This window comes from Algibacter miyuki (assembly GCF_030409805.1).
GTDB classification, from domain to species: Bacteria; Bacteroidota; Bacteroidia; order Flavobacteriales; family Flavobacteriaceae; genus Algibacter; species Algibacter miyuki.
Map to the genome: position 1 here is coordinate 869745 of NZ_JAUFQP010000013.1, position 26549 is coordinate 896293.

The 26549-nt window shown below is 33.4% G+C and carries 20 protein-coding genes; 11 read left to right on the top strand and 9 right to left on the bottom strand.

From position 1 onward, the window contains the following. Window positions 1-11: 11 nt before the first annotated feature. Complete coding sequence (gene glmM, locus QWY92_RS15810; RefSeq protein WP_290272980.1) at window positions 12-1400, top strand: phosphoglucosamine mutase; 1389 nt, start codon at window positions 12-14, stop codon at window positions 1398-1400. 12 nt (window positions 1401-1412) lie between these two features. Here glmM and QWY92_RS15815 read toward each other — a convergent pair whose 3' ends face one another. Continuing rightward, entirely contained in the window at window positions 1413-2303 is an 891-nt protein-coding gene (locus tag QWY92_RS15815; protein WP_290272982.1) for a lysophospholipid acyltransferase family protein, read from the bottom strand. Between the two features lie 57 nt (window positions 2304-2360). Here QWY92_RS15815 and QWY92_RS15820 point away from each other — a divergent pair, with 57 nt between their 5' ends. The 4 genes from QWY92_RS15820 to cmk all read left to right on the top strand — a co-directional run bounded on the left by QWY92_RS15820 (window position 2361) and on the right by cmk (window position 7594). Beyond that, window positions 2361-3011, top strand: a complete 651-nt coding sequence (locus QWY92_RS15820) for a rhomboid family intramembrane serine protease (RefSeq protein WP_290272984.1) — start codon at window positions 2361-2363, stop codon at window positions 3009-3011. Window positions 3012-3175: 164 nt separating this feature from the next. Then, window positions 3176-5626, top strand: coding sequence for an endopeptidase La (gene lon, locus QWY92_RS15825; protein ID WP_290272986.1), 2451 nt, complete (start codon window positions 3176-3178; stop codon window positions 5624-5626). A 113-nt stretch (window positions 5627-5739) separates the two neighbouring features. Beyond that, window positions 5740-6759, top strand: coding sequence for a type IX secretion system protein PorQ (gene porQ, locus QWY92_RS15830; protein WP_290272988.1), 1020 nt, complete (start codon window positions 5740-5742; stop codon window positions 6757-6759). A gap of 139 nt (window positions 6760-6898) precedes the next feature. Then, window positions 6899-7594, top strand: a complete 696-nt coding sequence (gene cmk, locus QWY92_RS15835; RefSeq protein ID WP_290272990.1) for a (d)CMP kinase — start codon at window positions 6899-6901, stop codon at window positions 7592-7594. A 108-nt stretch (window positions 7595-7702) separates the two neighbouring features. On the opposite strand, the gene QWY92_RS15840 is transcribed toward cmk, so the two are convergent. Continuing rightward, the gene (locus tag QWY92_RS15840) at window positions 7703-8083 is read right to left on the bottom strand and encodes a LysM peptidoglycan-binding domain-containing protein (RefSeq protein WP_290272992.1); all 381 of its coding nucleotides are present in this window, start codon (window positions 8081-8083) and stop codon (window positions 7703-7705) included. Window positions 8084-8407: 324 nt separating this feature from the next. Between QWY92_RS15840 and rpsA the strand changes: the two genes are divergently transcribed. Beyond that, window positions 8408-10240, top strand: a complete 1833-nt coding sequence (gene rpsA, locus QWY92_RS15845) for a 30S ribosomal protein S1 (RefSeq protein ID WP_290272994.1) — start codon at window positions 8408-8410, stop codon at window positions 10238-10240. A 293-nt stretch (window positions 10241-10533) separates the two neighbouring features. Here the strand turns inward: rpsA and fumC are convergent, their stop codons facing one another. Beyond that, a complete protein-coding gene (gene fumC, locus QWY92_RS15850; RefSeq protein ID WP_290272996.1) occupies window positions 10534-11931 on the bottom strand; it encodes a class II fumarate hydratase in 1398 nt (465 codons plus the stop codon). 184 nt (window positions 11932-12115) lie between these two features. Between fumC and QWY92_RS15855 the strand changes: the two genes are divergently transcribed. Both QWY92_RS15855 and QWY92_RS15860 read left to right on the top strand, forming a co-directional pair. Beyond that, on the top strand, window positions 12116-12757 hold the full coding sequence (locus tag QWY92_RS15855; RefSeq protein ID WP_290272998.1) for a peroxiredoxin: 642 nt from the start codon (window positions 12116-12118) through the stop codon (window positions 12755-12757). A 93-nt stretch (window positions 12758-12850) separates the two neighbouring features. After that, window positions 12851-13027, top strand: coding sequence for a hypothetical protein (locus tag QWY92_RS15860; RefSeq protein ID WP_290273001.1), 177 nt, complete (start codon window positions 12851-12853; stop codon window positions 13025-13027). 220 nt (window positions 13028-13247) lie between these two features. Here the strand turns inward: QWY92_RS15860 and QWY92_RS15865 are convergent, their stop codons facing one another. From QWY92_RS15865 to prfB, 4 genes are all read right to left on the bottom strand, one after another. Beyond that, a complete protein-coding gene (locus QWY92_RS15865; protein WP_290273004.1) occupies window positions 13248-15770 on the bottom strand; it encodes a TonB-dependent receptor in 2523 nt (840 codons plus the stop codon). A 99-nt stretch (window positions 15771-15869) separates the two neighbouring features. Further along, window positions 15870-16211 (bottom strand): arsenate reductase (glutaredoxin), encoded by a 342-nt coding sequence (gene arsC, locus QWY92_RS15870; protein WP_290273006.1) that lies wholly within the window; start codon window positions 16209-16211, stop codon window positions 15870-15872. Further along, a complete protein-coding gene (locus tag QWY92_RS15875; protein ID WP_290273008.1) occupies window positions 16211-16828 on the bottom strand; it encodes an HAD family hydrolase in 618 nt (205 codons plus the stop codon). The genes arsC and QWY92_RS15875 overlap by 1 nt, the downstream gene beginning before the upstream one ends. A 52-nt stretch (window positions 16829-16880) precedes the next feature. After that, window positions 16881-17991, bottom strand: a protein-coding gene (prfB, locus tag QWY92_RS15880; protein ID WP_290273010.1) for a peptide chain release factor 2 whose coding sequence is annotated in 2 segments (ribosomal slippage) — window positions 16881-17927 and window positions 17929-17991 — 1110 coding nt in all. Because the reading frame shifts where the segments join, the coding sequence is not laid out codon by codon here. A 210-nt stretch (window positions 17992-18201) separates the two neighbouring features. Between prfB and QWY92_RS15885 the strand changes: the two genes are divergently transcribed. The 3 genes from QWY92_RS15885 (at window position 18202) to QWY92_RS15895 (ending at window position 21437) form a co-directional block, all read left to right on the top strand. Continuing rightward, entirely contained in the window at window positions 18202-19227 is a 1026-nt protein-coding gene (locus QWY92_RS15885) for a glycosyltransferase (protein WP_290273012.1), read from the top strand. Window positions 19228-19302: 75 nt separating this feature from the next. Beyond that, window positions 19303-20319, top strand: coding sequence for a threonine aldolase family protein (locus tag QWY92_RS15890; protein ID WP_290273014.1), 1017 nt, complete (start codon window positions 19303-19305; stop codon window positions 20317-20319). 104 nt (window positions 20320-20423) lie between these two features. Further along, on the top strand, window positions 20424-21437 hold the full coding sequence (locus tag QWY92_RS15895; RefSeq protein WP_290273016.1) for a glycosyltransferase family 2 protein: 1014 nt from the start codon (window positions 20424-20426) through the stop codon (window positions 21435-21437). Window positions 21438-21464: 27 nt separating this feature from the next. Here the strand turns inward: QWY92_RS15895 and QWY92_RS15900 are convergent, their stop codons facing one another. Beyond that, window positions 21465-25217 (bottom strand): glycosyltransferase, encoded by a 3753-nt coding sequence (locus tag QWY92_RS15900; RefSeq protein ID WP_290273018.1) that lies wholly within the window; start codon window positions 25215-25217, stop codon window positions 21465-21467. After that, window positions 25214-26539, bottom strand: coding sequence for a glycoside hydrolase family 2 TIM barrel-domain containing protein (locus QWY92_RS15905; protein ID WP_290273020.1), 1326 nt, complete (start codon window positions 26537-26539; stop codon window positions 25214-25216). Before QWY92_RS15905 ends, QWY92_RS15900 begins: the two co-directional genes overlap by 4 nt. Window positions 26540-26549 lie beyond the last annotated feature (10 nt).

Sequence of the window (26549 nt, forward strand, 5' to 3'; positions counted from 1 at the left end):
TAAACTAGACTATGACATTAATAAAATCAATTTCAGGAATTAGAGGCACCATTGGAGGGAAAGTAGGGGACAACCTTACTCCTATAGATGCTGTTAAATTTGCATCGGCTTATGGTGTTTGGTTAAAGCAGAACCGTGTTAAAGAAAATTATAAAGTGGTTGTAGGTCGCGATGCTCGTATTTCGGGTAAAATGATGCAGAATTTAGTAATGAATACCCTTATTGGTTTAGGTATTGATGTTGTGGACGTAGGTTTATCGACCACGCCAACGGTTGAAATTGCAGTGCCGTTAGAACATGCTGATGGCGGAATAATTTTAACAGCAAGCCACAACCCAAAACAGTGGAATGCATTAAAATTATTAGATGAAAAAGGTGAGTTTCTAGATGCTGTTGAAGGTGAAAAAATATTAAATATCGCTGAAAGTGATGCTATGAGCTTTGCAGAAGTAGATGATTTAGGGAAAATTACTAAGCATAAATCATATATTGATTTACATATTATAGAGGTACTCGATTTAGAGTTAGTAACTGTAACGGCTATTGAAGAAGCGAATTTAAAAGTGGTTGTTGATGGTGTTAATTCTACCGGAGGTATTGCTATTCCGTTACTTTTAGAACGTTTAGGGGTAGAAGTGGTGAAGTTATACTGCGAACCAAACGGCGAATTTCCACATAATCCAGAACCTTTAAAGGAACACTTAACTGATTTGTCGGAAGCTGTTAAAAAACATAATGCCGATTTCGGAATTGTAGTTGATCCAGATGTAGATCGTTTAGCTTTTATGGACGAAAACGGAAACATGTTTGGCGAAGAATATACGCTTGTAGCTTGTGCCGATTATGTATTGAGTAAAACTCCAGGAAATACGGTGAGTAATATGAGTTCTACACGTGCCTTGCGCGATGTTACCGAAAAACATGGTGGTACTTACGAGGCTAGCGCTGTTGGCGAGGTAAATGTTGTAAAACTAATGAAAAAGAACAAAGTGGTTATTGGAGGAGAAGGTAATGGTGGTATTATTTACCCAGACTCTCATTACGGTCGTGATGCTCTTGTTGGTGTGGCATTATTTTTAAGTTTATTGGCTGAAAAACAAATGAAAGTGAGTGAGCTTAGAGCAACGTATCCAGATTATTTTATGAGTAAAAAGAAAATACAATTAACCCCAGGTTTGGATGTTGACGGTATTTTAAAGGAAATTGAAACACGTTACCAAAACGAGCAATTAACAACTATAGATGGTGTGAAAATTGATTTTTCTGAAAGTTGGGCGCATTTGCGTAAAAGTAATACAGAACCCATTATTAGAATCTATACCGAAGCAAAATCGCAATTAGAAGCCGATACATTAGCTGATAAATTTATCGCTGAAATTGGAGCAATTGCTAATCTCTAGACAAGTATAAAATTATAAAAACGCTTCAGGTACTTTATCACTATGTTTCCAACGTTTGTGAGTCCATAAGTAAAACTCTGGCGCCTCATAAATTTGTTCCTCAACACGTTTTAAAGCAGCATCAGTGATTTCGTAATTTTTATATTCTTTAGGGTTTTTTATAACATCATAAAACGTGGCTTCATAATAGCCACGTTTTATTTTTTTTACCTTTAAAAACATTGTTGCCATGTCCAAACGCTTGGCTAAAGTTTCAGCCCCCACATGCACAGGCGCTTTTATTCCCATAAAATTTTGCCAATGAATCGCTTTTTCGGCTTTCGGAGATTGGTCGAAAACAAAACCATTAAAGGTTAGTTCGTTGTTTACTTTTGCTCTTAAAAGGGTGGGTACAGTTTCTTTAGTAGTAATTAAGTGGCTGTTATATTTAGCACGAATCCGTTTAATTAAAGCATCAAAATACTTGTTGCTTAGTTTTTTGTACACTGCATAGCCTTTATGGTTTACATGGGCTTGCAGGATAAAAATCCATTCCCAACTAGCATAATGGCCCATTAATAGAATAATACTTTTGTTTTCTTTTTCAAGTTTATGGACTTCTTCCACGTTAGTGAAAACATAACGCTGTTTCATTTCAGCCTCGGAGATACTAATCGATTTAATAGCTTCTAAAATCATATCGCATAAATGATGATAGAATTTTTTCTGAATTAAAGTGATTTCTTGATCTGTTTTATTTGGAAAGGCAAGCTTTAAATTATGGGTTACCACCTTTTTTCTGTAACCGATAATATGATAGATTATTATGTAAACTCCATCCGAAAGCACATAAAGTAATCTAAATGGCAATATAGAAATTAACCATAAAAACGGATAAAGAATAATATAAGCTATTAATTGCATGAAATAATTTTAGATTTGCAAATATATGTTAATTCAATTTTAAACATTAATACAAGTATGGGAAAATTAGATTTAATAACCATTGTTATTATTGCCGCAAATGTCATTATATCTTATAAAGGATTTAATGATTATAGCTTTTTCGAAAAATATAAATTTAATGTTGGTGGCGTGCAGCGTGGCGAGAAAATTAGGTTTTTTAGTGCTGGTTTCCTGCATGTCGATATGCAACATTTACTGTTTAATATGGTGTCTCTTTACTTTTTCTCATCTAGTGTGGTGAGTTATTTGGGCGTTGTAGGCTTTTTGGCGGTGTATATCGGGAGTCTTTTGGTGGGTAATTTATTATCCTTATATTTTCATAAAAACGAATATCAATATAGTGCCGTTGGTGCCAGTGGTGCTGTAAGTGGTATTATTTATTCGGCAATTCTATTTCGTCCAGACATGAGTCTGTATTTGTTTATGATTCCTGTGCCTATTCCAGCGTATCTTTTCGGTATTGGGTATTTGTTATATTCTATTTATGGTATGAAAAACAAGGTTGGTAACATTGGTCACGATGCGCATTTTGGAGGTGCTATTGGTGGTTATTTTATCACATTAATCTTGGCGCCGGGCATTCTGCAAACTAATTTGTTGATGGTTGTTTTATTAGCATTACCCATTGTTTTATTATTTGTAATGAAGAAAATGGGCAAGATTTAATTCTAACCTGATAAATCATTAATGGCATAGCTATTGAATTTATAATATAATTGAGCGTGATAATTTTATTTTAATTAATTGATTTTCAGCAGCTTAATATTTTGCGTAAATTGTTAAACTCAAAGATTAATCTGTTTTTATGACAGATTGACTTAAATATATATATGAAAAAATCTAAATTTACAACCCTTGACAGTTTGTCATTACAGGAATTTGATGAAAATTCAGAATTGATTCCCTTAATGACTCCTGAAGATGAAGAAGCTATTAATAATGAAGAATTGCCAGAAACTTTGCCAATTTTATCCTTAAGAAATACGGTTTTATTTCCAGGTGTAGTTATTCCAATTACCGCCGGAAGAGATAAATCTATTAAGCTTATAAACGATGCTAATAAAGGTGGAAAGGTAATAGGCGTAGTCGCTCAAAAAGATGAAGCTGTAGAAAATCCTTCGGCAAGTGAAATTCACGAAACCGGAACAGTAGCTCGTATTTTACGTGTTTTAAAAATGCCTGATGGTAACGTAACAGTTATTATTCAAGGAAAAAAACGTTTTAAAGTGGCCGAGGTACTTACTGAGGAGCCGTACATGAATGCGACTATCCGAGACATTTCCGAAGCAAGACCAGCGAAAAAAAATAAAGAGTTTTCTGCTATTATCGATTCGATAAAAGAATTGGCTTTAGAAATTATAAAGGAAAGTCCAAATATTCCAAGTGAAGCGTCATTCGCCATAAAAAACATTGAAAGCAGTTCGTTTTTAATCAATTTTGTGTCGTCTAATATGAATCTTTCAGTGGCCGAGAAACAGTCGCTTTTAGAAATGGACGATTTAAAATCTCGTGCATTGGCTACGTTGAAATTCATGAATGTTGAGTTTCAAAAATTAGAACTTAAGAATGATATTCAGTCTAAAGTTCAAATGGATATGAGCCAACAACAGCGCGAATATTTCTTGCATCAACAAATGAAAACCATTCAAGAAGAATTGGGAGGCGTAAGTCATGATGAGGAAATTGAAGAGATGAAAGCCAAAGCGAAAGATAAACTTTGGGGTAAAGATATCGCTAAACATTTTGAGAAGGAGGTTGCTAAAATGCAACGCATGAATCCGCAAGTGGCCGAATATTCTATTCAACGAAATTATTTAGAGCTCTTTTTAGATTTACCATGGAACAAGTTTAGTAAAGATAAATTCGATCTAAAACGTGCCATGAAAATTCTAGATCGCGATCATTTTGGTTTAGAAGATGTGAAACGTAGAATTATAGAATATTTAGCCGTTTTAAAGTTGCGTAATGATATGAAATCGCCTATCCTTTGTTTATACGGGCCTCCAGGTGTTGGTAAAACATCTTTAGGAAAGTCGATTGCCGAAGCTTTAGGGCGTGAGTATGTGCGTATTTCTCTTGGTGGTTTACGTGATGAAGCTGAAATTAGAGGTCATCGTAAAACGTATATTGGTGCCATGCCAGGGCGTATTATTCAGAGCTTGAAAAAAGCCGGAACGTCGAATCCTGTTTTTGTTTTAGATGAAATTGATAAGTTATCGAATTCAAATCAAGGCGATCCATCTTCAGCTATGTTAGAAGTTTTAGATCCAGAACAAAATAGTGAGTTTCATGATAACTTTTTAGAGATGGGTTACGATCTTTCTAAAGTGATGTTTATTGCGACTTCAAACAGTTTAAACACCATTCAGCCTGCGTTACGCGACCGTATGGAAATTATAAACGTTACTGGTTATACCATTGAAGAAAAGGTAGAAATAGGTAAACGACACCTGTTGCCAAAACAATTAAAAGAACACGGTTTAACCGCTGATCATTTAAAAATTGGTAAGGCACAAATTGAGAAAATTGTTGAAGGTTATACGCGAGAATCAGGCGTGCGTGGCTTAGATAAACAAATGGCAAAAATGGTACGTTATGCAGCCAAAAGTATTGCCATGGAAGAAGATTATAACCTAAAAGTGAGCAATGAAGATATTATTGAAGTATTAGGCGGTCCTAAAATGGAGCGCGATAAATATGAAAATAATAATGTTGCTGGTGTGGTTACAGGTTTAGCTTGGACCAGTGTTGGTGGTGATATTCTGTTTATAGAATCGATTCTTTCAAAAGGAAAAGGCGCGATGACTATTACTGGAAATCTTGGAAAAGTGATGAAGGAATCGTCTACCATTGCTATGGAATACATAAAATCTAATGCTGAAGAATTTGGTATAGATCCAACGGTTTTTGATAAGTATAATGTTCACATTCACGTGCCAGAAGGTGCCACTCCAAAAGATGGTCCAAGTGCTGGTGTTACCATGTTAACCTCGTTGGTGTCTTTATTTACTCAGAAAAAAGTAAAGAAAAGTTTAGCCATGACAGGCGAAATTACTTTGCGTGGTAAAGTATTGCCAGTAGGCGGTATTAAAGAGAAAATATTAGCAGCAAAACGCGCCAGAATAAAAGAGATTTTATTGTGTGAAGAAAATAGACGTGATATTGAAGAAATTAAACCTGAGTATTTAAAAGGTTTAACGTTCCATTATGTTACCGAAATGAGCGACGTTATTAAGTTTGCCATCACCGATCAAAAGGTGAAAAATGCAAAAGAATTATAAATGATATTTTGATTTTAAAAAGCCTCGACATTGTCGGGGTTTTTTTATGAATTAAAATAAAAAATAGATGTACTCGTTTTAAGATAGATTTATTTTCTTTGCAGCACGAATATATGTTTAAAAAAATTGCTACTTTATTATGTTGTTCTTATGGCTTACTAGCTTTTGCTCAGTTAGGCGGAGAATCGACGTATCAATTTTTAAACTTGGTATCGTCGCCACGTCAGGCGGCTTTAGGAGGTAAAGTGTTAACTAACGTGGATTACGATGTTACGCAGGCTTTATACAACCCCGCGACCATAAACATTGAAATGGATAACCAACTCGCTTTAAATTACACCAGTTATTTAGGTGGTATTGGCTACGGAACTGCTGCTTATGCTTACACTTTAGATCGTCGTACACAAACCATCCATGCAGGAATTACCTATATTAATTATGGGAAATTTGACGGCTATGACGAGGAAGGAAATGCTACAGGAACTTTTAGCGGAAACGAAACGGCTTTATCGGTAGGGTATGCTACTCAAATTGGGTATACCGATTTTTATTTTGGAGCAAACGTGAAACTGATTACTTCAAAATTGGAACAATATAGTTCTTTTGGAGCTGCGGCCGATTTAGGTTTAATTTATATTGATGAAGATTTAGATTTTAACGCGGCATTGGTGGTTCGTAATTTTGGAACGCAAATCACCACTTATGCCGGTTTAAGGGAGTCGTTACCTTTTGAGGTGAGTTTGGGCTTATCGCAAAAGTTAGAACACGTACCAATACGTTGGCATGTAACACTCGAAAATTTACAAGAATGGCCTATTGCTCGTCCAAACCCAGCAAGAGAAACTAGTGATTTAAGCGGGAATAATTCTTCAGAAAAAATAGGGTTTATTGGTCAAGTAATTCGACATACAATTATTGGTGCCGAACTTTTTCCGGAAAGCGGATTCAATATTAGGCTCGGTTATAACTTTCGAAGAGGCGAAGATTTACGAATTTTAGAACAGCGTAATTTTTCGGGCATTTCGGCCGGACTTTCTATTAAAATGAATAAAATGCGTTTCAGTTTTACACATTCAAAATATACTAGTGCAGCAAATGCGAACTTTTTTGGCTTGCAAATAGATTTGCAATAGGCTTGAATTAGTTAGTAAAGTTCGATTTTTAACTTAGAAAAGCTACTTTCAAAATATATTTAATCGGTTTTATTTAATACTTTCTATCACTTTAAGTATTTTTGAACTTTTAATAACATCCCATTTCAACATAAAATAAATGAATAAAATTACTATTGCCATCGACGGATTTTCTTCAACAGGAAAAAGTACAGTAGCCAAACAGCTGGCAAAACATTTAGGCTATGTATATGTGGATTCTGGAGCAATGTATAGAGCGGTGACGTTTTATGCCATGCAAAATGGATTGATTTCTAAAGATGATTTTAATGTTGAAGCGCTAATTTTTCAACTTGAAAAAATAACAATTAGCTTTAAATTTAATGAAAGTTTAGGTTTTGCTGAAGTGTACTTGAATGGTGAAAATATTGAAAAACAAATTAGAACTTTAGAGGTTTCCAGCTTTGTGAGTAAAGTGGCTGCCATTTCGGAAGTTAGGCAGAAACTGGTAGAACAACAACAAAAAATGGGATTAGATAAAGGCGTAGTAATGGACGGTCGTGATATTGGAACCGTTGTTTTTAAAGATGCCGAACTTAAATTATTTATGCTCGCTTCCGCGGAAAAAAGAGCTATCCGCCGTTTTGATGAATTGATAGAACGTGGCGATAAAGTCTTGTATGAAGATGTTTTACACAATGTGGTAGAACGCGACCATATAGATTCAACTCGAGAAGATTCGCCGTTAGTAAAGGCTGATGATGCTATTGAAATTGATAATACGGATATGACTTTAGAAGAACAGTTTGATAAAATATTAAAACTTGCTAAAATGACGATTGAAGGTTTGAAGTAGGAGGGATTCCGAAATCAGTAGATAGTCTTTAAACTTCAATATAAAACATAAAAAAACGAACGCCTAAATAAATAGACGTTCGTTTTCTTTATTCTAAGTAATTATTCCCTATAGATTTGGAATAATTAATTCTTGGTCTGGGTGAATAACGTCTGGATTCTTTAAAATATCAGAGTTTGCTTTAAAAATATCTTGATATTTCGCTGCTTTACCATAATACTGAATAGCTATTTTACCTAAAGTTTCACCGCTTTTTACAGTGTGTCTATGGAAAACAGTTTCATCGGCTACTTTAATATCGGCCATAATATCCGAAGGATTATCACCACCAATTTCTTTAATTTTGTCCCAAATTAAGTTCTTTTCATAAGGCGTATTTGCTGTTCCTGTAACTTTTAATTGTCCGTTTTCTTCTTTAACATCACCATTTTGGATGTTTAAAGCTTCGCCTAGATCTAATACAGGTTGGTATTTTGCTTTCATTGTCATAAGTGTAGATTTTAATTTTGTTTAACAGGTTCAATATAGCAAAACCGATGCCAATTTTTAACATTTTTTTTAATTTTATTATTTATCTAGTAATCAGTAGTTTAAAATATTTTAATGAAATTAGGCTAATTGATTGAAAATATGTATTTTTGCACTCCTTTTAGCGATTTATTGGAAAGAGAAAAGGAATGAAACTTTATTTAAAAATAACACTTCTGTGTGTTACTTGCTTAAATCTTCCAAAACAGACAGAATACAAAACATAATGTGTTTTTATTTCCGCGAAAGCGATGCAAATAAAAAAGCATTATTAAATTTAATTAAATGGCGGAAAACGCAAACCCAGCTGAAGTTGAAGCAACTGAAGCACAAACTGTTGGAGCTCCAGTTGAATCTGAAGCAAAAGCAAACCCTGAAAAATTCTTAGCAGATTTTAACTGGCACAATTACGAAGAAGGAATTGATGAAGTTGATGGTCAGCAATTATTAGAATTTGAAAAATTAGTAGCTGAAAATTTCGTAGACACTTTAAATGATGAAGTTGTTGAAGGTACAGTAGTACACATTTCTGATAGAGATGCTATTATTGACATCAACGCAAAATCTGAAGGTGTTATTTCTTTAAACGAATTTCGTTACAACCCAGGTTTATCTGTAGGAGATAAAGTTGAAGTATTAATTGATGTGCGTGAAGATGCAACTGGTCAGTTAGTATTATCTCACAGAAAAGCTCGTGTAATTAAAGCATGGGATCGTGTAAATAAAGCACACGAAACTGGAGAAATTGTTAACGGTTTTGTAAAATGCAGAACTAAAGGTGGTATGATTGTAGATGTTTTCGGAATTGAAGCATTCTTACCAGGATCTCAAATTGATGTTAAGCCAATTAGAGATTACGACCAGTACGTAAACAAAACTATGGAATTCAAAGTTGTGAAAATCAACCATGAGTTTAAAAACGTAGTTGTTTCTCATAAAGCTTTAATTGAAGCTGATATTGAAATCCAGAAGAAAGAAATTATTGGTCAATTAGAAAAAGGTCAAGTATTAGAAGGTATTGTTAAAAATATTACTTCTTACGGTGTATTCATCGATCTTGGTGGTGTTGATGGATTAGTTCACATTACTGATTTATCTTGGTCTCGTATCAACCATCCAAATGAGATTGTTGAATTAGATCAAAAACTTAACGTTGTAATCCTTGATTTTGATGAAAACAAATCAAGAATCCAATTAGGTCTTAAACAATTATCTAAACATCCTTGGGAAGCTTTAGCTGAAGAGGTAAAAGTTGGTGATAAAGTAAAAGGTAAAGTTGTTGTAATCGCTGATTACGGTGCATTTATCGAAGTTGCTGATGGTGTTGAAGGATTAATTCACGTTTCTGAAATGTCTTGGTCTACACATTTACGTTCTGCACAAGATTTCGTTTCTGTTGGAGATGAAGTTGATGCAGTAATCTTAACTTTAGATAGAGAAGATCGTAAAATGTCTCTAGGTATCAAGCAATTATCTGCTGATCCATGGACAGATATTACTACTAAATACCCATTATCTTCTAAGCATACAGGTATTGTACGTAACTTTACAAACTTTGGTGTTTTTGTTGAATTAGAAGAAGGAATTGACGGATTAATTTATATCTCTGATTTATCTTGGACTAAGAAAATTAAGCACCCATCTGAATTCTGCGCTGTTGGCGATAAATTAGATGTGGTTGTATTAGAATTAGATGTTGAAGGTCGTAAATTATCTTTAGGACATAAACAAACTACTTCTAACCCTTGGGATAAATACGAAACTGAATTTGCTTTAGAAACACTTCATACAGCAGCTCTTACAGAGATTGTTGATAAAGGAGCTACTATCGAATTTAACGAAGATATCGTTGCATTTGTTCCTTCTCGTCATTTAGAGAAAGAAGATGGTACTAAATTAAAGAAAGGTGAAGAAGCACAATTCAAAATTATTGAATTCAACAAAGAATTCAAAAGAGTTGTAGCATCTCATACTGCAGTATTTAGAGCAGAAGAAGCGAAAATTGTTAAGCAAGCTGTACGTAAAGCAGAAGCTCAAGCAGCAGAAGCAAAACCAACTTTAGGTGATGCTAATGATGCCTTACAAGCGCTTAAAGATAAAATGGACGGGAAAATATAATTCATTTCCTTTTCCGTGAAAACGGAAACCTATTTATAACATTAAAGCTCCTCAGAAATGAGGGGCTTTTTTTGTGGATTATCATTGTATAAAATTGGTTGTAGCAGCTTCATATAAAACTATGAATTAGTTGTTATGGTATACCGTTTGAAGCCATTACAATAAGTAAAAATAAAGGTGTTAAATATTTTATGAGACTTTTAGAGTTTGATTTATTATTCTGTTAATTAACGGCATAAAAAAGCCGATAACATTAGTTATCGGCTTTTTTTTATATAAATAAATTGTGTATACTATTTTAAAGCACCAACCATATCTTCTGGTTTTACCCAAGCATCGTAGTCTTCAGGAGTAACATAACCTAAACGTACGGCTTCTTCTTTTAAAGTGGTTCCGTTTTCGTGTGCTGTGTTTGCAATTTCAGCAGCTTTATAATAACCAATTTTGGTATTTAAAGCGGTAACAAGCATTAAGGAGTTATTAAGTAGTTTAGTAATAACTTCTTGGTTTGGCTCGATACCAACCGCACAGTTTTCATCAAAACTAACACAAGCATCTCCAATTAATTGTGCCGATTGTAAAACATTGGCAGCCATAACAGGTTTAAAAACGTTAAGCTCGTAATGGCCTTGCATACCTCCAACAGAAACAGCAACATCGTTACCTATAACTTGTGCACAAACCATAGTTAAGGCTTCACATTGTGTTGGGTTTACTTTTCCAGGCATAATAGAACTTCCTGGTTCGTTGGCAGGAATTGAAATTTCGCCAATACCTGAACGTGGGCCAGAAGCCATCATTCTAATATCGTTAGCTATTTTATTTAAAGATACCGCAAGTTGTTTTAAAGCACCATGTGTTTCAACTAAAGCATCGTGAGCCGCTAATGCCTCGAATTTATTTGGAGCTGTAACAAAAGGTAATCCTGTAAATTCTGCGATATATTCAGCAACACGTTTGCTGTAACCTTTTGGTGTGTTTAACCCTGTTCCAACTGCTGTACCACCTAAAGCTAATTCACTTAAATGCGCTAATGTGTTTTCTAAAGCGTTCATACCGTGATCTAATTGTGCTACATAACCCGAAAGTTCTTGACCTAATGTTAAAGGTGTTGCATCCATTAAATGTGTACGTCCAATTTTTACAACATTTTTAAACGCATCCGATTTTTTCTTCAACGTCTCTCGTAATTGTCTAACCCCAGGAATGGTGTTTTCAACAATTTTTTTGTAAGCTGCAATATGCATTCCGGTAGGGAAGGTGTCGTTAGACGATTGCGATTTATTAACATCATCATTCGGTTGAATGGTTTTTTCTCCTTCACCAATAACAAATCCTGCAAGTTGGTGTGCTCTGTTGGCAATAACCTCATTAACATTCATGTTACTTTGCGTACCCGAACCTGTTTGCCAAATTACTAAAGGAAATTGATCGTCGTGCTTACCTTCGAGAATTTCATTACAAACGTTAGCAATATGGTCACGTTTTTCAATAGCTAACACGCCCAATTCACAGTTGGTGTAAGCCGCTGCCTTTTTTAAATATGCAAAACCGTAAATTATTTCTAACGGCATTGACGCAGATGGTCCAATTTTGAAGTTATTCCTAGAGCGCTCAGTTTGTGCTCCCCAAAGTTTATCGGCAGGTACTTTTACCTCGCCCATGGTATCTTTTTCAATTCTGTAACTCATGGCAATATTAGTTTAATTATGAGTTACAAAGTTAATAGATTTGACTGTTTTTTGACGTGAAATACATTAGTTTTTCTACTGAATTTTTAACAAATTCATAAGATTAAATATTATTTGCCTTATTAAAAATGAATTATCTTTATAATGAATTTAAATAATAATTAATTTTTAAACTAAATATAAAATGGCAACAATTAGATTAGGAGATGAAGCTCCGAATTTTACAGCAGAAACATCGGAAGGAACAATTAACTTTCACGAATGGTTAGGCGATAGCTGGGGAATATTATTTTCACACCCAGCAGATTATACGCCTGTTTGTACTACCGAGTTAGGAACTGTAGCACGATATACCGATGAGTTTAAAAAACGTAACGTAAAAGTGGTCGCTTTAAGTGTTGATGGTGTAGAATCTCACCACGGATGGATTAAAGATATTAATGAAACTCAAAATACCACAGTTAATTTCCCAATTATCGCAGATGAAGATGGAAAAGTTTCTGAACTTTATGATATGATTCACCCAAATGCAGATAGCAAACTTACGGTGCGTTCTGTTTTTGTAATAGATAATAATAAGAAGGTGAAATTAATGATTACTTATCCAGCTTCTACAGGTAGAAATTTTGATGAGTTATTACGTGTTGTAGACTCGCTTCAATTAACAGCTTACCATAAAGTAGCTACACCAGCAAACTGGCAAAATGGTGATGATTGTGTTGTAGTGCCTGCTATTGCAACGGCAGATATTCCTGCAATTTTCCCAAAAGGGTTTACAGAAGTGAAACCATATTTACGTATGACGCCACAACCAAACTTAGATTAGTTAAAAACTCTGTTAATAAATTTTATTTTGATATTGTATAACATCAAGCTTTATATTATATTTGCGTAAGATTTATAAAAGACACCAACAATTATGTTTGATTTTGATCAATATTTAGGCTTTTTAGCATTTTTAGGAATATTAACCCTTGGATTTTGGTTAATGATTTTCTTAGTAACCTTTATAATCCCTTACTGGGTTGGAGGTGCTTTAATTGAAAGATTAAAGGAAATTAAAGAAGAGAAAAAAGCTAAACGATTAAATTCTTAAGATTTAATTGACAGTATATAATAAGAAGGAAGCTCAATGAGCTTCCTTTTTTTGTTTTGTAAATTGGATGTTTTAAATAAATGTGTTGTAGCAATGCGTTTTATGAAGCAATTTACTTTTAACTGTACGACAAAAGGATTTAAGTATATTCATAAAAAAAGGAGAGCGATTAGTATAACTAATCGCTCTCCTTTTTTTTACTCAGTGTTTCGTTTTCCTATTATCCTTCGAAGTCCATGTCGTCATCTCCACCGCCATTATTGTTTCTTCTTTCATTACGCATTTTTTGTTGATTAAAACGGTATCTAAAAGATAAATTAATTTGACGTTGTCTGTATTGCGATTCATTTTCTCTTTGGAAAAACTCGGTAGTGGTTAAGGTTCTTCTTTTTCTAGAATTAAAAATATCTCTTGCATTTAAAGAAATTGTCGCATTATCATTTAATATCTCTTTACTAAAAGCTAAATCTAAACTAAACACTCCTTTATTTATACTTTGTGCATCTTCGCTAGCACCTTTGTAAAAGGCATTTGTTTGCCAATCAATGCTAGATGGTAAAGCAATTTTACTACTAAAACGAGCAAACCAACTTGTGTTTTTAGCACTATAATCTACACCGTTAAATTCCCCCTTAGTATTAAATTGAAAGGCGTTAAAGCTCGTATTTAATCTAAGCCATTTGTTAGGATTGTATAGTACGCCAAATTCAGCACCTGTTCTATCGTTAGATGATAAGTTAACAGGAATGGTTCTAATAATATCAATACCATCGGTAGTTTGTTGACCTGTATTTTCTTCTACACGCTCAAAAGAATCTGTTTCATGTTGGTAATAAACCGAAGTTGTTAAGGTTAATTCATCCCAACGTTTTAAATAACCTACATCGAAAGCGCTAGCAAACGCCGGGCTTAAATTAGGGTTTCCTTGAAATACATTAGTTCGGCTAGAACGTGACGGGAAAGGGTTGATAAAATACCCGCGAGCTCTATTAATTCGTCTGTTGTAACCTAATGTTACGCTTTCCTCTTCATCAGAATCTGCTCCTGCTAAATTGTATATTAAGTTAACTGTAGGGAAGAGGCCTAAATAATTTCTATCAAAATTAGTATCAATCGGGAAACCAAAAGCTTCTTGTAATTCTTCATTAGATAATCTAGAATTAATTTCACCTTTAAGTTGTGTGTTTTCTAAACGAAGGCCTAATAAAAAGGAGAACTTACCTAGCTTAGTACCGTATTGTGTGTAAAGGGCGTTTATGTTTTCAGTATAATCAAAAATGTTTGTTATGGTATCATTTACAAAAAAGCTGCTATTAGCAATATCTTCTTGTTCTAATGTATAATCTTTTATTTCATTTTTAAAATTACCTCTATAACCGGCTTCAAACCTGGCGTTTTCTCCAATAGGTAAAACATAATCTACTTGAAATAGGTATTCTTTTTCATCTTCAATTTCGTTTACTATTTCTTGCTGAAAAGCATCTGGATTAGTTTTGTCGGTAAAAATATAATCTTCATTAATAGATGTTAATTTTTCTTCAGAGCCTTGCTCAAATTGTAAATCGGCAGTTAATTGATGGCCGTCATCATTAAACTTTGTTATATAGTTTAAAGCTAGTTGGTAGCTATCTCCGTCTTCATCTTCCTTTTCATTTCTTAAGGTTTGTTCTACAATACTTCCGTTATTAAACCGATCGCTGTAATTTTCCGATAAATCGGCATCTTCACCATATCTATAAAATACACTACCTGTTAATGATGTTTTATCAGATAAAAAGTATTCCATACCAAGGCTTCCATTATAACTACGTTTAATACGTGTTACGTCTTGATCTTCTCTAATTCTTTCGTATTCTGGAGTTTCGGTAATGCCATCAACTATTCTATCAAAATATTTGGTGTCGTTAAAACTATTTCTAGGCTCATCGGCATAACGATAACCTAAGTTGGAGAATAAATTAAATTTTTCTGTACGGTAATTTAAATTTGCTGAAAGACCAAGGTTTTCAGGATCACCAACTGTTAAGTTAAACGAACCATTAACACCTAATGTTTCTTTTTGCCTTAGTATAATATTTAAAATACCCGCCGTACCTTCAGCATCATATCTTGCCGATGGCGATGTAATTACTTCAACACGTTCAATGGCTTCTGCCGGTAATTGACTTAAAACATTAGTATCTCCAAAACCAGCCATTGCAGACGGTTTTCCGTTAATTAAGATTCTAACATTTTCGTTTCCTCTTAAACTGATACCGCCTTCAATATCAACAGCAACAGAAGGCACGTTGTTTAAAGCATCGCTTACGGTACCACCTGCAGTAGTTAAATCTTTACCTATATTGTAGATTTTTTTGTCAAGTTTAATTTCTACTGTGGTGCGTTCGGCAATAATTTCAACTTCACCTAAAGCTTCAGTATCTAAGTCTAAAGAAAAGGACCCGATGTTTTCCGATTTTTCAAGTTTTTTATCGGTAATAGTTATTGTTTTAAACGAAATATATTCAATAGTAATATCGTAAAGTCCACGTGCAACAGGAATAGAAAAATCACCTTTCATGTTGGTAATGCCTCCGGTTACAATTTTATTCTCTTTTTTGCTAAAGAAAGCAATAGTAGCGTATTCTAAAGGTTGATTGGTTTCTTTATCAATCACTTTTCCGCTTATTGTTACTTCTTTTTGTGCAAACAAGAAGGTTGAAAATAAACTAAAAAGGACGAATAATTGTATGCTTTTTCCCATGCCGATCTTTTAAATTATAAATTTAATTGAACTGCAAATTTATGGGTTGCTTTAAGTTAAGTGAGTTAAGTTTTTGTTAAAGTAAACCTAAAAAACGGGCTAAATAATGTCTAAAATTAATTGTGGAGGCCTTCCAATAACGGCTTTGTTTCCGTTAACAACAATTGGGCGTTCTATCAATTTCGGGTTATTAACCATAGCATCAATCACTTCAGCATCGGTTAAGGTTTTTCCTTTAAAGTCACTTTTCCAAATGGCTTCATTTTTTCTAACTAATGCAATCGGTTCTATACCCAAAAGCGCAATAAGTTCGGTTAACGCTTTCGCGGAAAGGGTATCGTCTAAATATTTTACAATTTCGAATGGTTTTCCTGAATTCTCAAGGATTTTCACGCCTTGACGCGATTTTGAACAGCGCGGATTATGATATATTTTGGTCATTATAAATGAATGTTAAATGGTTTTAAATCTTCAATAAGGTTTTCGGGCGTTGTAAAATGAACTCCGTTTATACCGAAGGAGTTTGCTGCAACGATATTTCTTAAATTATCATCGATAAAAATGGCGTTTTCGGGTGTGATATTATAACGCTCTAAGCAAATATCATAAATACGTTTAAATGGTTTTCTGGTTTTTTCATCACCAGAAACTACAATGCCATCAAACCAATCTAAAAACTCAAAATGTTTTTGCGCAATAGGAAAGGTTTCACTACTCCAATTTGTAAGGGCTACAATTTTGTAATCTTTGGTTGCTATTAGCTTTTCTAAAATAGCTACGGTTCCTGTTATTTTACCACCGAGCATGCGTTCCCACTGGCCGTAATACATTTCAATATAAGTTTGGTACTCCGGAAATTGTGATACTAATTCACTAGTAGCTTTTGCTAATGGATATCCTGCATCTTGATTTTCATTCCATTGCATGGTACAAATGTTAGAAAAAAACCATTGCATTTTTTTGCGGTCACCTTCAAATGCTTTTAAAAAAACGTATTCTGGGTTCCAGTCTATTAATACACCTCCTAAATCGAAAATTATGGTATTTATATCTTTCATTTTTTTATTATGAATTTTATAGAGCGTTAGGCTAGAAGGGAATTAGTATGCTTTATAATTGATTCTCATCTACTTCTTTTTGCCCCATCATCATTAAATAAGCTTTTAGAAAAGGTTCTATATTGCCATCCATAACCGCGTCAACATTACCTGTTTCGTGAGCTGTACGAACGTCTTTTACTAATTTATAAGGATGCATCACATAATTTCGGATTTGGCTTCCCCATTCAATTTTCATCTTTCCTGCCTCGATATCATCACGCTGCGCGAGTTGTTTTTGCAACTCAATTTCATACAATTGCGATTTCAGCATTTGCAAAGCACGAGATCGGTTATCATGTTGAGAACGCGTTTCCGAACAAGATATTTGAATTCCGGTTGGTTTATGTGTTAATTGTACTTTGGTTTCAACCTTATTCACGTTTTGTCCACCTGCACCACTAGATCTAGCGGTGGTAATATCTAAATCGGCTGGGTTTATTTCAATTTCAATAGTATCATCAACTAGAGGATATACGTAAACCGATGCAAAACTGGTATGGCGTTTAGCATTACTATCAAATGGAGAAATACGAACCAAACGGTGTACGCCGTTTTCGCCTTTTAACCATCCAAAAGCAAAATCGCCTTCAATTTCTAAGGTTACGGTTTTTATTCCGGCAACATCACCTTCTTGAAAGTTTAATTCCTTTACTTTAAATCCGCTTTTTTCGGCATACATTAAATACATACGCATAAGCATATTGGCCCAATCGCAACTTTCCGTACCTCCAGCACCTGCGGTAATTTGAAGTACGGCACTGAGGCTATCTCCTTCTTCCGAAAGCATGTTTTTAAACTCGATATCTTCGAGTAGGTTAGCTAATAAATCGTACTGGTTTTGAACGTCATCAGCTGTGGCTTCGTCTTCTTTGTAAAATTCGTATAAAACTTCTAGGTCTTCAATTCGAGTTCTTGCAGTGTTGTAATCTTCTACCCATTTTTTCTTCACACGAAGTGATTTCATTATAATTTCAGCGGCTTTAGAGTCGTTCCAGAAATTAGGGTCAAAGGTTTGTTCTTCCTCGTTCTGTATTTCAATTAATTTGGCGTCTATGTCAAAGATAGTGCCTAAGTTTATCGAGGCGGGTATTTAGATCTTTAATTTGATCAGTGGTTATCATATTCAATTTTGTTTGAAACAAAAATAAGATTTCTTAATGTTTAAAAAAATTCAATATGTAAAAGTTTATAATCTTTTTTTTGTAATTTTGCAATGTTTTTTATAAAAACACTCCCTTTTACATCCTGAATTTATAGTTAGCAAGAAAATTTAATGAATGAAATTTAAATAGTAAATCTCCGGTTTTATCTATTTAAAAAATAAAACTATAATGAAGTTAAGTATTATTTTACCTGTTTACAATGTTGAAAAATACATAGTGAAATGTCTTGAAAGTATATATTTTCAAGATGTTAGTACCAATGATTATGAAGTTATTATAATTGATGACGGAACTAAGGATAAAAGTATGGAATTGATTAAGGAATTCTCGAAAAAATACAATAATATTATTGTCCATCATCAAGAGAACAAAGGGCTTGCAAATGCCAGAAATAAAGGTATTGGTCTAGCTAAGGGGGATTATATATATTTTCTTGATTCTGATGATTACATAAAGGGAGGAGTCTTGTCTACGATCATGAGTACTATTGATTTATATGATTTAGATGTGCTGACTTTTAATTCAAAAAGTATTAATTATAGTGATATTTTGGATTCATTAGAAATTACTCAAAATAAAAACTTTAATGTTAATGTGGAGACAGGTGTCGAATATATTAGTGGCAGAAGTTACAAAAATGAAGTTTGGTGGTATGTTGTTAAAAAGTCATTTTTGGAAGATTTAAACATTTCGTTTTCAGAAGGAACATATGTTGAAGATGGTATTTTTACTGCGAATGTATTGTTAAATGCAAAGAGAATAGCTCATATTCCTTTAGACATGCATAGATATGTGCAAAGACCGCAATCTATAATGAGTAAAAAAACACCTAGACATTATCATAAAATGGCGGTAGACATGGTTAATGTTGCTATAACATTTAAACCGTTGTTAGATTCTTTAGAACCAACATCTGAAATGCAAGTAAAAGCTTATAATAGATTAAAAGTAAGACAAGAATCTTATGTTTTTTTTGGTCTATTACGTATGTTGAGCTCCAATATTAGATTAAAAGAGGTGAAATTAATATTAAATGAAGTAAGAAAAGCCAAAGCTTATCCTCTAACTGTTTTTGCGGGGCATGAGTATAGTGGGGCGACTTATAAGGCTCTATCATTTGTGTTTAGTAAGAAAAAACTGTTTTGTTTAGTGTTTAGAATAGCTAATCCTGTCTTAAGAAAAAGGGCATCGTAGATGTTTAGTTGTATTGAATATCAAGTGGGATATATTATTTGAGAATTAACATGTTAATTAATTAAGTATTTTAAATTGATAATAGACCTAAGAAGTGATACAGTAACAAAACCATCGAAACCCATGTTGGAGGCCATGATGCAGGCACCTGTGGGAGACGATGTATTTCGAGAAGACCCAACAATAAATGCGTTAGAAACTCGAATAGCTAAAATGTTTGGTAAAGAAACAGCTTTGTTTTTTCCGAGTGGTACCATGGCGAACCAAACAGCTATAAAGTTACATACCAATCCCGGGGATCAGGTTATTTGCGATAAATATGCACATATTTTTAATTATGAATCTGGAGGAGCATCCTTCAATAGTGGCGTGTCTTGTCAATTGCTTGATGTTAATGATGGTATGTTTAAAGCTAGTGATGTTTTAAACGCCATAAACCCAGAAGCTTATTATTATAGTAAAACAAGTTTAGTTGAAATTGAAAACACAGCAAATAGAAGAGGTGGTGCGTGTTGGGACTTTAAAGAGATTGAAAAAATAAGAACGGTTTGTGACGAAAATAAACTTGGATTTCACTTAGATGGTGCACGTTTATGGAACGCCTTGGTCGCTAAAAATGAAACGGCTGAGCAATATGGGAAAGTATTCGATACCATTTCGGTATGTTTGAGTAAAGGTTTAGGCTGCCCCGTAGGTTCTGTTTTAGTTGGTGATGCAGCCATTATGCAAAATGCCATTAGACTGCGTAAAATATTTGGCGGTAATATGCGTCAGGCTGGAATTTTGGCTGCTGCCGGATTGTATGCTTTAGACCATAATATGGATCGTTTAGCTAACGATCATAGTAAAGCGAAAGAAATTGGTACGGTTTTATCTCAATTATCAAGTGTTAAATCGGTTGAAGCTATAGAAACCAATATTGTAATTTTTGAGTTGAATAGCGACGTAAACGAAAAAGAATTCACTAAAAAACTAGCCGATAAAAATGTTCATATTATTAGTATGGGCGGTAATAAATTACGCATGGTAACGCATTTGGATTATACAGATGCGATGCATGAATTTCTAATTTCAACTTTAAAAAAACGATAAAATACAAGTTAGGCCTTCCGAAAGCTATTTATTATCTATTAAGTATTTAGGTGGTATTGTTCAATAGATAAATTTGTTATTTTAGTCTTTGAAAAAACAAGTAATTGAAGTTAAGTGTAATTATTCCTGTATATAATGTTGAACGCTATATTATTAGATGTTTAGATAGTTTGGTGCATCAAGGTTTAAACGAAGGTGATTATGAAATCATCATCGTTAATGATGGCTCGAATGATGCAAGTATGGCTTTAATTGAAAGTTATAAATGGACGCATGAAAATATTTTTGTTCTTAACCAAGAGAATAGAGGTGTAGGGGCCGCCAGAAATACAGGGCTTTATGTCGCTAATGGGGAGTATATCTATTTTTTAGATCCTGATGATTATTTGGCAAATGATGTTTTAAAAACACTTTTGAATTATGCCATAGAACATCAACCTGATGTTTTAACTTTTAAATCGCAACCAACTGAATTATTAACGCTAGTAGATTCTAAATCGAACTTAAATGACGAGTTGGAAATCGATAAAAAATCAGGAATTGATTATATCGCAAGTCATGGCTTTCAGAATGAAGTTTGGTGGTATTTTATTAATAGAAATTTTTTAAAATCAATTGAACTCCAGTTTATTGAAGGTCGATGGATGGAAGATGCCATTTTTACAGGAAAAATTTTGGTTAAAGCTAATAATGTTATTCATTTACCAATAGATGCGCATCGATATGTAAGAAATTATGGTTCGGCAATGACGAGTAAAGAACCAAATCATTATTTAAAAGTTATCGATGATAATGCAAATGCAGCTGTTGCATATCATTCAATAATTAATAATCTTAAAATTAATAATAAAGCATGCTTGGTTAGATTAAGGGCTAAACAACAATCTTTTGTGTTTTTTCTTTTAAATAGAATATTAAAATCTACGATGAAAAGATCTGAGATTTTACCTTTATTAGAGAAAATGCAAAGTGTAAATGCATATCCTTTAAATGCTTTTATAGGACAGGATTATAATGGTTTAGGTTATTTTTCTATCGCAAAGATTTTTAGTAAGAAATACCTCTTCTATTTTATTTTTTTAGTAACCAATCCTTTTCTTAAAAGGAGTAAATATTAATAAAGTTGGTTTTTAAAAATGTTTATTTCAGTCTAGTAAAGGCGTGTTTAATGTTGTTATTGTTGTTGTGGTATAACCCGATTTTATAGCGGTAAGTTGCAATCTGTATAAATCATGGTTCTCAGGTATTTTTAACTGTAAACTTGGTCCAAATCCCTTTTCTTTTATCGCTAAGTAGTTACCAAATTCATCACATTTAATTAAAGCCCATTCAAATTCTAAGTTTTCGCTATCAGACCCATAAATCCAACTGTCACTGTAAATCATGGCGTAATAAGTATGTGTATTATTTTCGTAAATTAATTTAGACGGTTTTAATATTTTAATCTTAGGTAATTCAACAGAAACTGGTTTAGAGTTAATGGCACTTATAGCTTCAAGGTATGATTTTTTTTGTCTCCCTTTTCTGTCTATTAATCCATCAAAAACAAGCTTGTTACTTTCGTGCTTATCTTGCCAACCTGTTATAAAAAAAGAAAATTGGTGTTTTAAAATATTATTAGGTTTTAAATTAGCAGCATCTATGTCACTTAAAATAAAATGTGTTTTGTTTTCGGATAAATAGTGTACAACGTTTTCTAAGTTTTCATCATTTTTTACAACTAAGCCTATGCCATCAATGGCAGCCGAACTGTTTAAAATGTTTTTTATATGATAAATAGATTGTTGATTTATTTCAATATTAGTTATTAATGGACGTTTGTTATCCTCTTTTTTTATAGCATTACTAAGCTCTTTCAACCATAAAATATAGGCTCTATTTTGATATAAAAGTTCGGGCTTGTGGTAAAAGTTTTTCTGTTGGTGTTGTACATCATTTTCTATGTGCCAAGAAATAATGTGATCATTGTTTTTTAAAGCCTTTACGGTTTTTATTATTTCCGATTTTAATGCTTCTGTTTTTAAGGTGTCCGTCATAAAATCAAGGTTCTCGGGCACCCAAAAGCTATAAGCTATATTTAGATTGTAGAGTTTGCTTACTTCAAAAACATTATGATCATAAACGGAATTTCCTTGGTACTTAAGCGTATTTAGCTTTAAGTTTTTGATGTTTTCAAAATCTGCAATTAGTTTTCTTCTATTTAGAATGTGATAATCTTTTTCCCAATTATGACCAATTTTGAAGTTGATGCCTTTAATGTTTTGCATTGCTATTTGAGCCTTTTCTGGGGGCAGAGAGTTGCTTTTAATATCTTGTAAAGGTCTGTTTATATAGCTTGGAACTTTTTTTTGTTCAAATAAATTAAGAGTGGTTTGTTTTGAGGCAATGGTCCAATCTAGGTAAGTATTTGGAATTTCTCCAGTAGGCCAATTGTTATCTACTTTACTGTTAAAATGAATAATAGATTTAATCTCAGGAAAATTATTTTCTATAGCAATGAAGGCGTTGTCTTGCCAATTGGAAACGTTTTTTTGTAGGTTACTGGTTAAAGCACCGAATTCGGATATAACAACAGGTGTTCCCGGAAGGTTTTTAAACGCGTCGTGGAATGGTTTATATAAAGCTTCAAACTCCTGTGATTTTCCATCTTGATTTAAGTCGCCGTAGTTTAGTATGTTTACGCCAATCCAATCAACATAAGCTTCGCCTGGATAAAAAGAGGCAACATGCTCCGGTTTCCACGGGTTCCAAATCCATACCACATTATCCGCGCCTTGTTTTTTGAAAATTTCATAAGTATGTATCCAAGCGTTTTTAAACTTTTCTGATGCTTTATCTCCGGTAACATACCACGGATAAAATGGGTTGTCAAACTCATGAGCAAATCTCAAAAAAACGGGATGTTTATAGGTTTTAAGGGTGTTTGCAAAATCGGCAATATAGTTATCAAAATAGCCTGTTTCTATAAGGTTGTATACATGATGATTTTCCGAGTTAAAATCACCTTCAAAAGTGTTTATCCAAGGTTCCCATGTGATTACAGGTATTGAATTTTGTTTGTAAATAGAATCTATTAAGGTTTTTGGAAAGTTTGATTCTATATTTTTGTGCCATGGCAAGTACAATGAAATTAGATCAAATTTATGATTTCCAAATTTTGTATTTGTTTTTACTGTATTTAAATCGGTGAGTCCGTTATCTATTTTAGGTGCAAAAACACCAATATAATTTATGGTGTTTCTAGATTTTATTTCCGAAGTAACACCTCCCCATTTTACATATTCTCCATAGTACTGTATTCCGCCGCATATAATAACAGAGCTTAATACTAAAGGTAAAACAGTTTTTCTGAAAATAATAAAAAGACTATTTCTAAAGGGGTTTGAATATGGTTTTTCATTTAAATTCAGTTTTACTTCACGAGGTTTCTGGTAGGCAAATACTAAGGTGTATAGCATAATTAAAACATTGAACAATGCAAAACCTGACATGAATAATGAAAAGGGCGTAAAATCTAAATTTAACCCGTAAATAATAGCTGCTATAGAAATTACGGCTATAACAAGGTTAGGAATTAATATTTTAAAATTAGTTAATTCTTTGTCGTCTTTTGGAGTTGGCAAATACGGAACATTTTTTCTAATAACCGTATAAACGAAACCTAGTAGGAATACCCACCAAGTACAAATTAATAATAGTCCACCTAATATATGTATACCTCGTTCACTCTTATTTAGAACCCAACGCTGTACAAAAATACGTATACAAAATATGGATACAAGTACAGGGAGATATATTAGCCCGAAATTTATAACATTACCTTTCCATGGTAAAGAAGCGTTAAATAAAGATATTATTGGGATCAAGAAACCTAACAAAAAGAAGATACCCGATAAATAGTGCATGGGTAAAAGACCGTAGTGAAACTTTTGTTTCCAAGTGAACTTTTTAAATAGTTTAGGATATACAGACACCAGTAACTCTAATGTGCCCCGAGACCATTTTAATTGTTGTTTATAATAAGCGGTTAGTGATGCCGGAGTTAAGCCTTCTGTAAAGGCTTTTGGCACGTAAACCGATTTCCAACCTTTAGCATGAAGTTGCATGGCAGTGTGCATATCTTCGGATAATCCTGGTGCATGGCCGCCGATGGAGTCTAAGGCTTTTCGTCTAAAAACGCAATTTGCTCCAATCGCATTAACTGTGCCGTAAGAATTCATAGACATCATCATAGGGCCATAAAAATGAAAAGTTTGTTGCGAGGCTCCCTCAGCAACATCTGATTCTTTTACATTATAATAAACTTGCGCAGTTTGAACAAACCCGATATTTTTATTTTCAAAATATGGTAATACTTCGTCTAAAAAATCAGGTTTTGGTACGTGGTCTGGATCTAGTATTAGGCATATTTCGCCTGTTGCTTGTAATAAAGCATTATTGATGTTTCCTGCTTTAGCATTGATTCTATTGTTTCTGGTAACATGAATAATACCGTGCTTTTGGCAGAAGTTTTTTAAAAAAGGATCGTTAGCTTCATCACATAAATAGGTGTTATGTGGGTAGCGTATGTTTTTAATCGCCAAAAGGGTTTGGGTAGTCATGGCGTAGGGTTCGCCAGGGAAGTAGGTGGTGAGTACATCTACTGTAAATGAACTTTTTAAAACAGGTTTTTTGGGAATACTAATGGCCCAATAGTGTATCCATATGTATAGAATTCTTAAACTATCAAAAACAATTACAGCGGTTAATATCCAAAATAGAAAAGGTGTTTCAATTAAATCAGGCTTAAGAAACCAATAGAAAAAATTACAGAAACTTAAAGTGCCTATTACAATTAATAGGCGTAGTGTAATTTTTTCCTTTTTAGTGGGTTTTTTTATATCGTTAGAATCATTCATTTCTTTAGAGCGTAGAAGGGGATGTTAGATGTAGAGAAATTACCTTTATCGTCGTAGATATATACAAAAACTCTGTATGCGCCTTCTTTATGGGGTAGGCTAAAAGCCAAAGTTTTTTTGTTTAAAACGGCGTCTGTTTCAAGAATTTTTTTTGGTTTATCTTCCTTTTCTGTTTGGTTATAATCCCAACCTTCGGCATAAACTTCCCATTTGTATAAAAAGGTTGAGTCTTTGGGGCTTTGTGTTTCAAGTAAAACTTCTATGTTTTTTTGTGTGTTTGTAGAGAAAACCAGCTTATCATTAGCTCCCTTGCCATCAATTAGCAGGTATTTAATTTGTGGAGGTAATTCTTGTTTAGAAGTTGTATTCCCCCAATAGGATTTAATGGCATAAAAAACTTCTGATTTTCGGCCATGTTCATCAAAAATACTAAACCATGTATGAGTGTGTTCTTGTTTTTGGCCCCAATAAAACACCAAGTCTCCTAGTGAGTTTTCATTGTTTTCTACAAAATTATTATAAGTATTGGTGTATTGTTCTGCTTTTTTAGTACTGGTTTGTTCAATAGGAACTTGCCACGGCGTCATTTTTTCTTCCCAAGGGCCATTAATACCATATTCAGCTATAAAAAAAGGAAGTGTTGTTGAAATATATGACACTTTTTTGATAAGGGGATTTATTCGTTTTAAATTTCCAAAGGCATTAAAACCGAGTAAATCTATTTTTGAAGAATGTAAATGAATACCCAAAGTTTGACTTAAAGACGGTATAAGTGTTGTGCTAACTAGATGGTTTGGGTCTTCCTGATGAATAATGTCTATTAAGTTATTAAAGGTGTTTATAAAACTGTTTTTATTAATGGTAAGCGGATAATCAAGTTCATTGCCCAAGTTCCAAAGCAGAAGTGCGGGATGATTTTTGTATTTTCTAACAAACTTCTTTACATCATTTTTTAACTGGATAGTGTTTTCTTCCGAAGCATAAAAGTTGTAATTATTGGAGTTTTTAGGAATAGGAATCTCTACAATTACCGCTAACTTATTGTGGTGAGCATCATCTAAAACAGATTTAATATTTATGGTATCATAAACTCTAATCGTGTTTCCACCAATAGCCGCTAGCGATTTTAGTTGCGTTTTACCAGTAGCTCCTCGCATTTTGAAATGTTTGCCATTTCTAAAAAGTTTAAAGTTTGTAGAGTCCTTTTTTAGATATACCGTATGGTTTTCACTAGCGACTAATACTTTGTCTTTATGTAAGTACATGTATAAAATTAGAGCACAAATGCATGCGCCCATAATTAGTACAATTATTTTTTTCATTTTAAGAGAG

What these genes read in the sequence shown, in the direction of transcription:
- arsC (WP_290273006.1), bottom strand. Translation starts at nt 16,211, where the DNA reads ATGACCAAAATATATCATAATCCGCGCTGTTCAAAATCGCGTCAAGGC.
- QWY92_RS15900 (WP_290273018.1), bottom strand. Translation starts at nt 25,217, where the DNA reads ATGAATGATTCTAACGATATAAAAAAACCCACTAAAAAGGAAAAAATT.
- lon (WP_290272986.1), top strand. Translation starts at nt 3,176, where the DNA reads ATGAAAAAATCTAAATTTACAACCCTTGACAGTTTGTCATTACAGGAA.
- fumC (WP_290272996.1), bottom strand. Translation starts at nt 11,931, where the DNA reads ATGAGTTACAGAATTGAAAAAGATACCATGGGCGAGGTAAAAGTACCT.
- glmM (WP_290272980.1), top strand. Translation starts at nt 12, where the DNA reads ATGACATTAATAAAATCAATTTCAGGAATTAGAGGCACCATTGGAGGG.
- QWY92_RS15905 (WP_290273020.1), bottom strand. Translation starts at nt 26,539, where the DNA reads ATGAAAAAAATAATTGTACTAATTATGGGCGCATGCATTTGTGCTCTA.
- QWY92_RS15865 (WP_290273004.1), bottom strand. Translation starts at nt 15,770, where the DNA reads ATGGGAAAAAGCATACAATTATTCGTCCTTTTTAGTTTATTTTCAACC.
- rpsA (WP_290272994.1), top strand. Translation starts at nt 8,408, where the DNA reads ATGGCGGAAAACGCAAACCCAGCTGAAGTTGAAGCAACTGAAGCACAA.
- QWY92_RS15820 (WP_290272984.1), top strand. Translation starts at nt 2,361, where the DNA reads ATGGGAAAATTAGATTTAATAACCATTGTTATTATTGCCGCAAATGTC.
- QWY92_RS15860 (WP_290273001.1), top strand. Translation starts at nt 12,851, where the DNA reads ATGTTTGATTTTGATCAATATTTAGGCTTTTTAGCATTTTTAGGAATA.
- porQ (WP_290272988.1), top strand. Translation starts at nt 5,740, where the DNA reads ATGTTTAAAAAAATTGCTACTTTATTATGTTGTTCTTATGGCTTACTA.
- QWY92_RS15815 (WP_290272982.1), bottom strand. Translation starts at nt 2,303, where the DNA reads ATGCAATTAATAGCTTATATTATTCTTTATCCGTTTTTATGGTTAATT.
- QWY92_RS15840 (WP_290272992.1), bottom strand. Translation starts at nt 8,083, where the DNA reads ATGACAATGAAAGCAAAATACCAACCTGTATTAGATCTAGGCGAAGCT.
- QWY92_RS15885 (WP_290273012.1), top strand. Translation starts at nt 18,202, where the DNA reads ATGAAGTTAAGTATTATTTTACCTGTTTACAATGTTGAAAAATACATA.
- cmk (WP_290272990.1), top strand. Translation starts at nt 6,899, where the DNA reads ATGAATAAAATTACTATTGCCATCGACGGATTTTCTTCAACAGGAAAA.
- QWY92_RS15855 (WP_290272998.1), top strand. Translation starts at nt 12,116, where the DNA reads ATGGCAACAATTAGATTAGGAGATGAAGCTCCGAATTTTACAGCAGAA.
- QWY92_RS15875 (WP_290273008.1), bottom strand. Translation starts at nt 16,828, where the DNA reads ATGAAAGATATAAATACCATAATTTTCGATTTAGGAGGTGTATTAATA.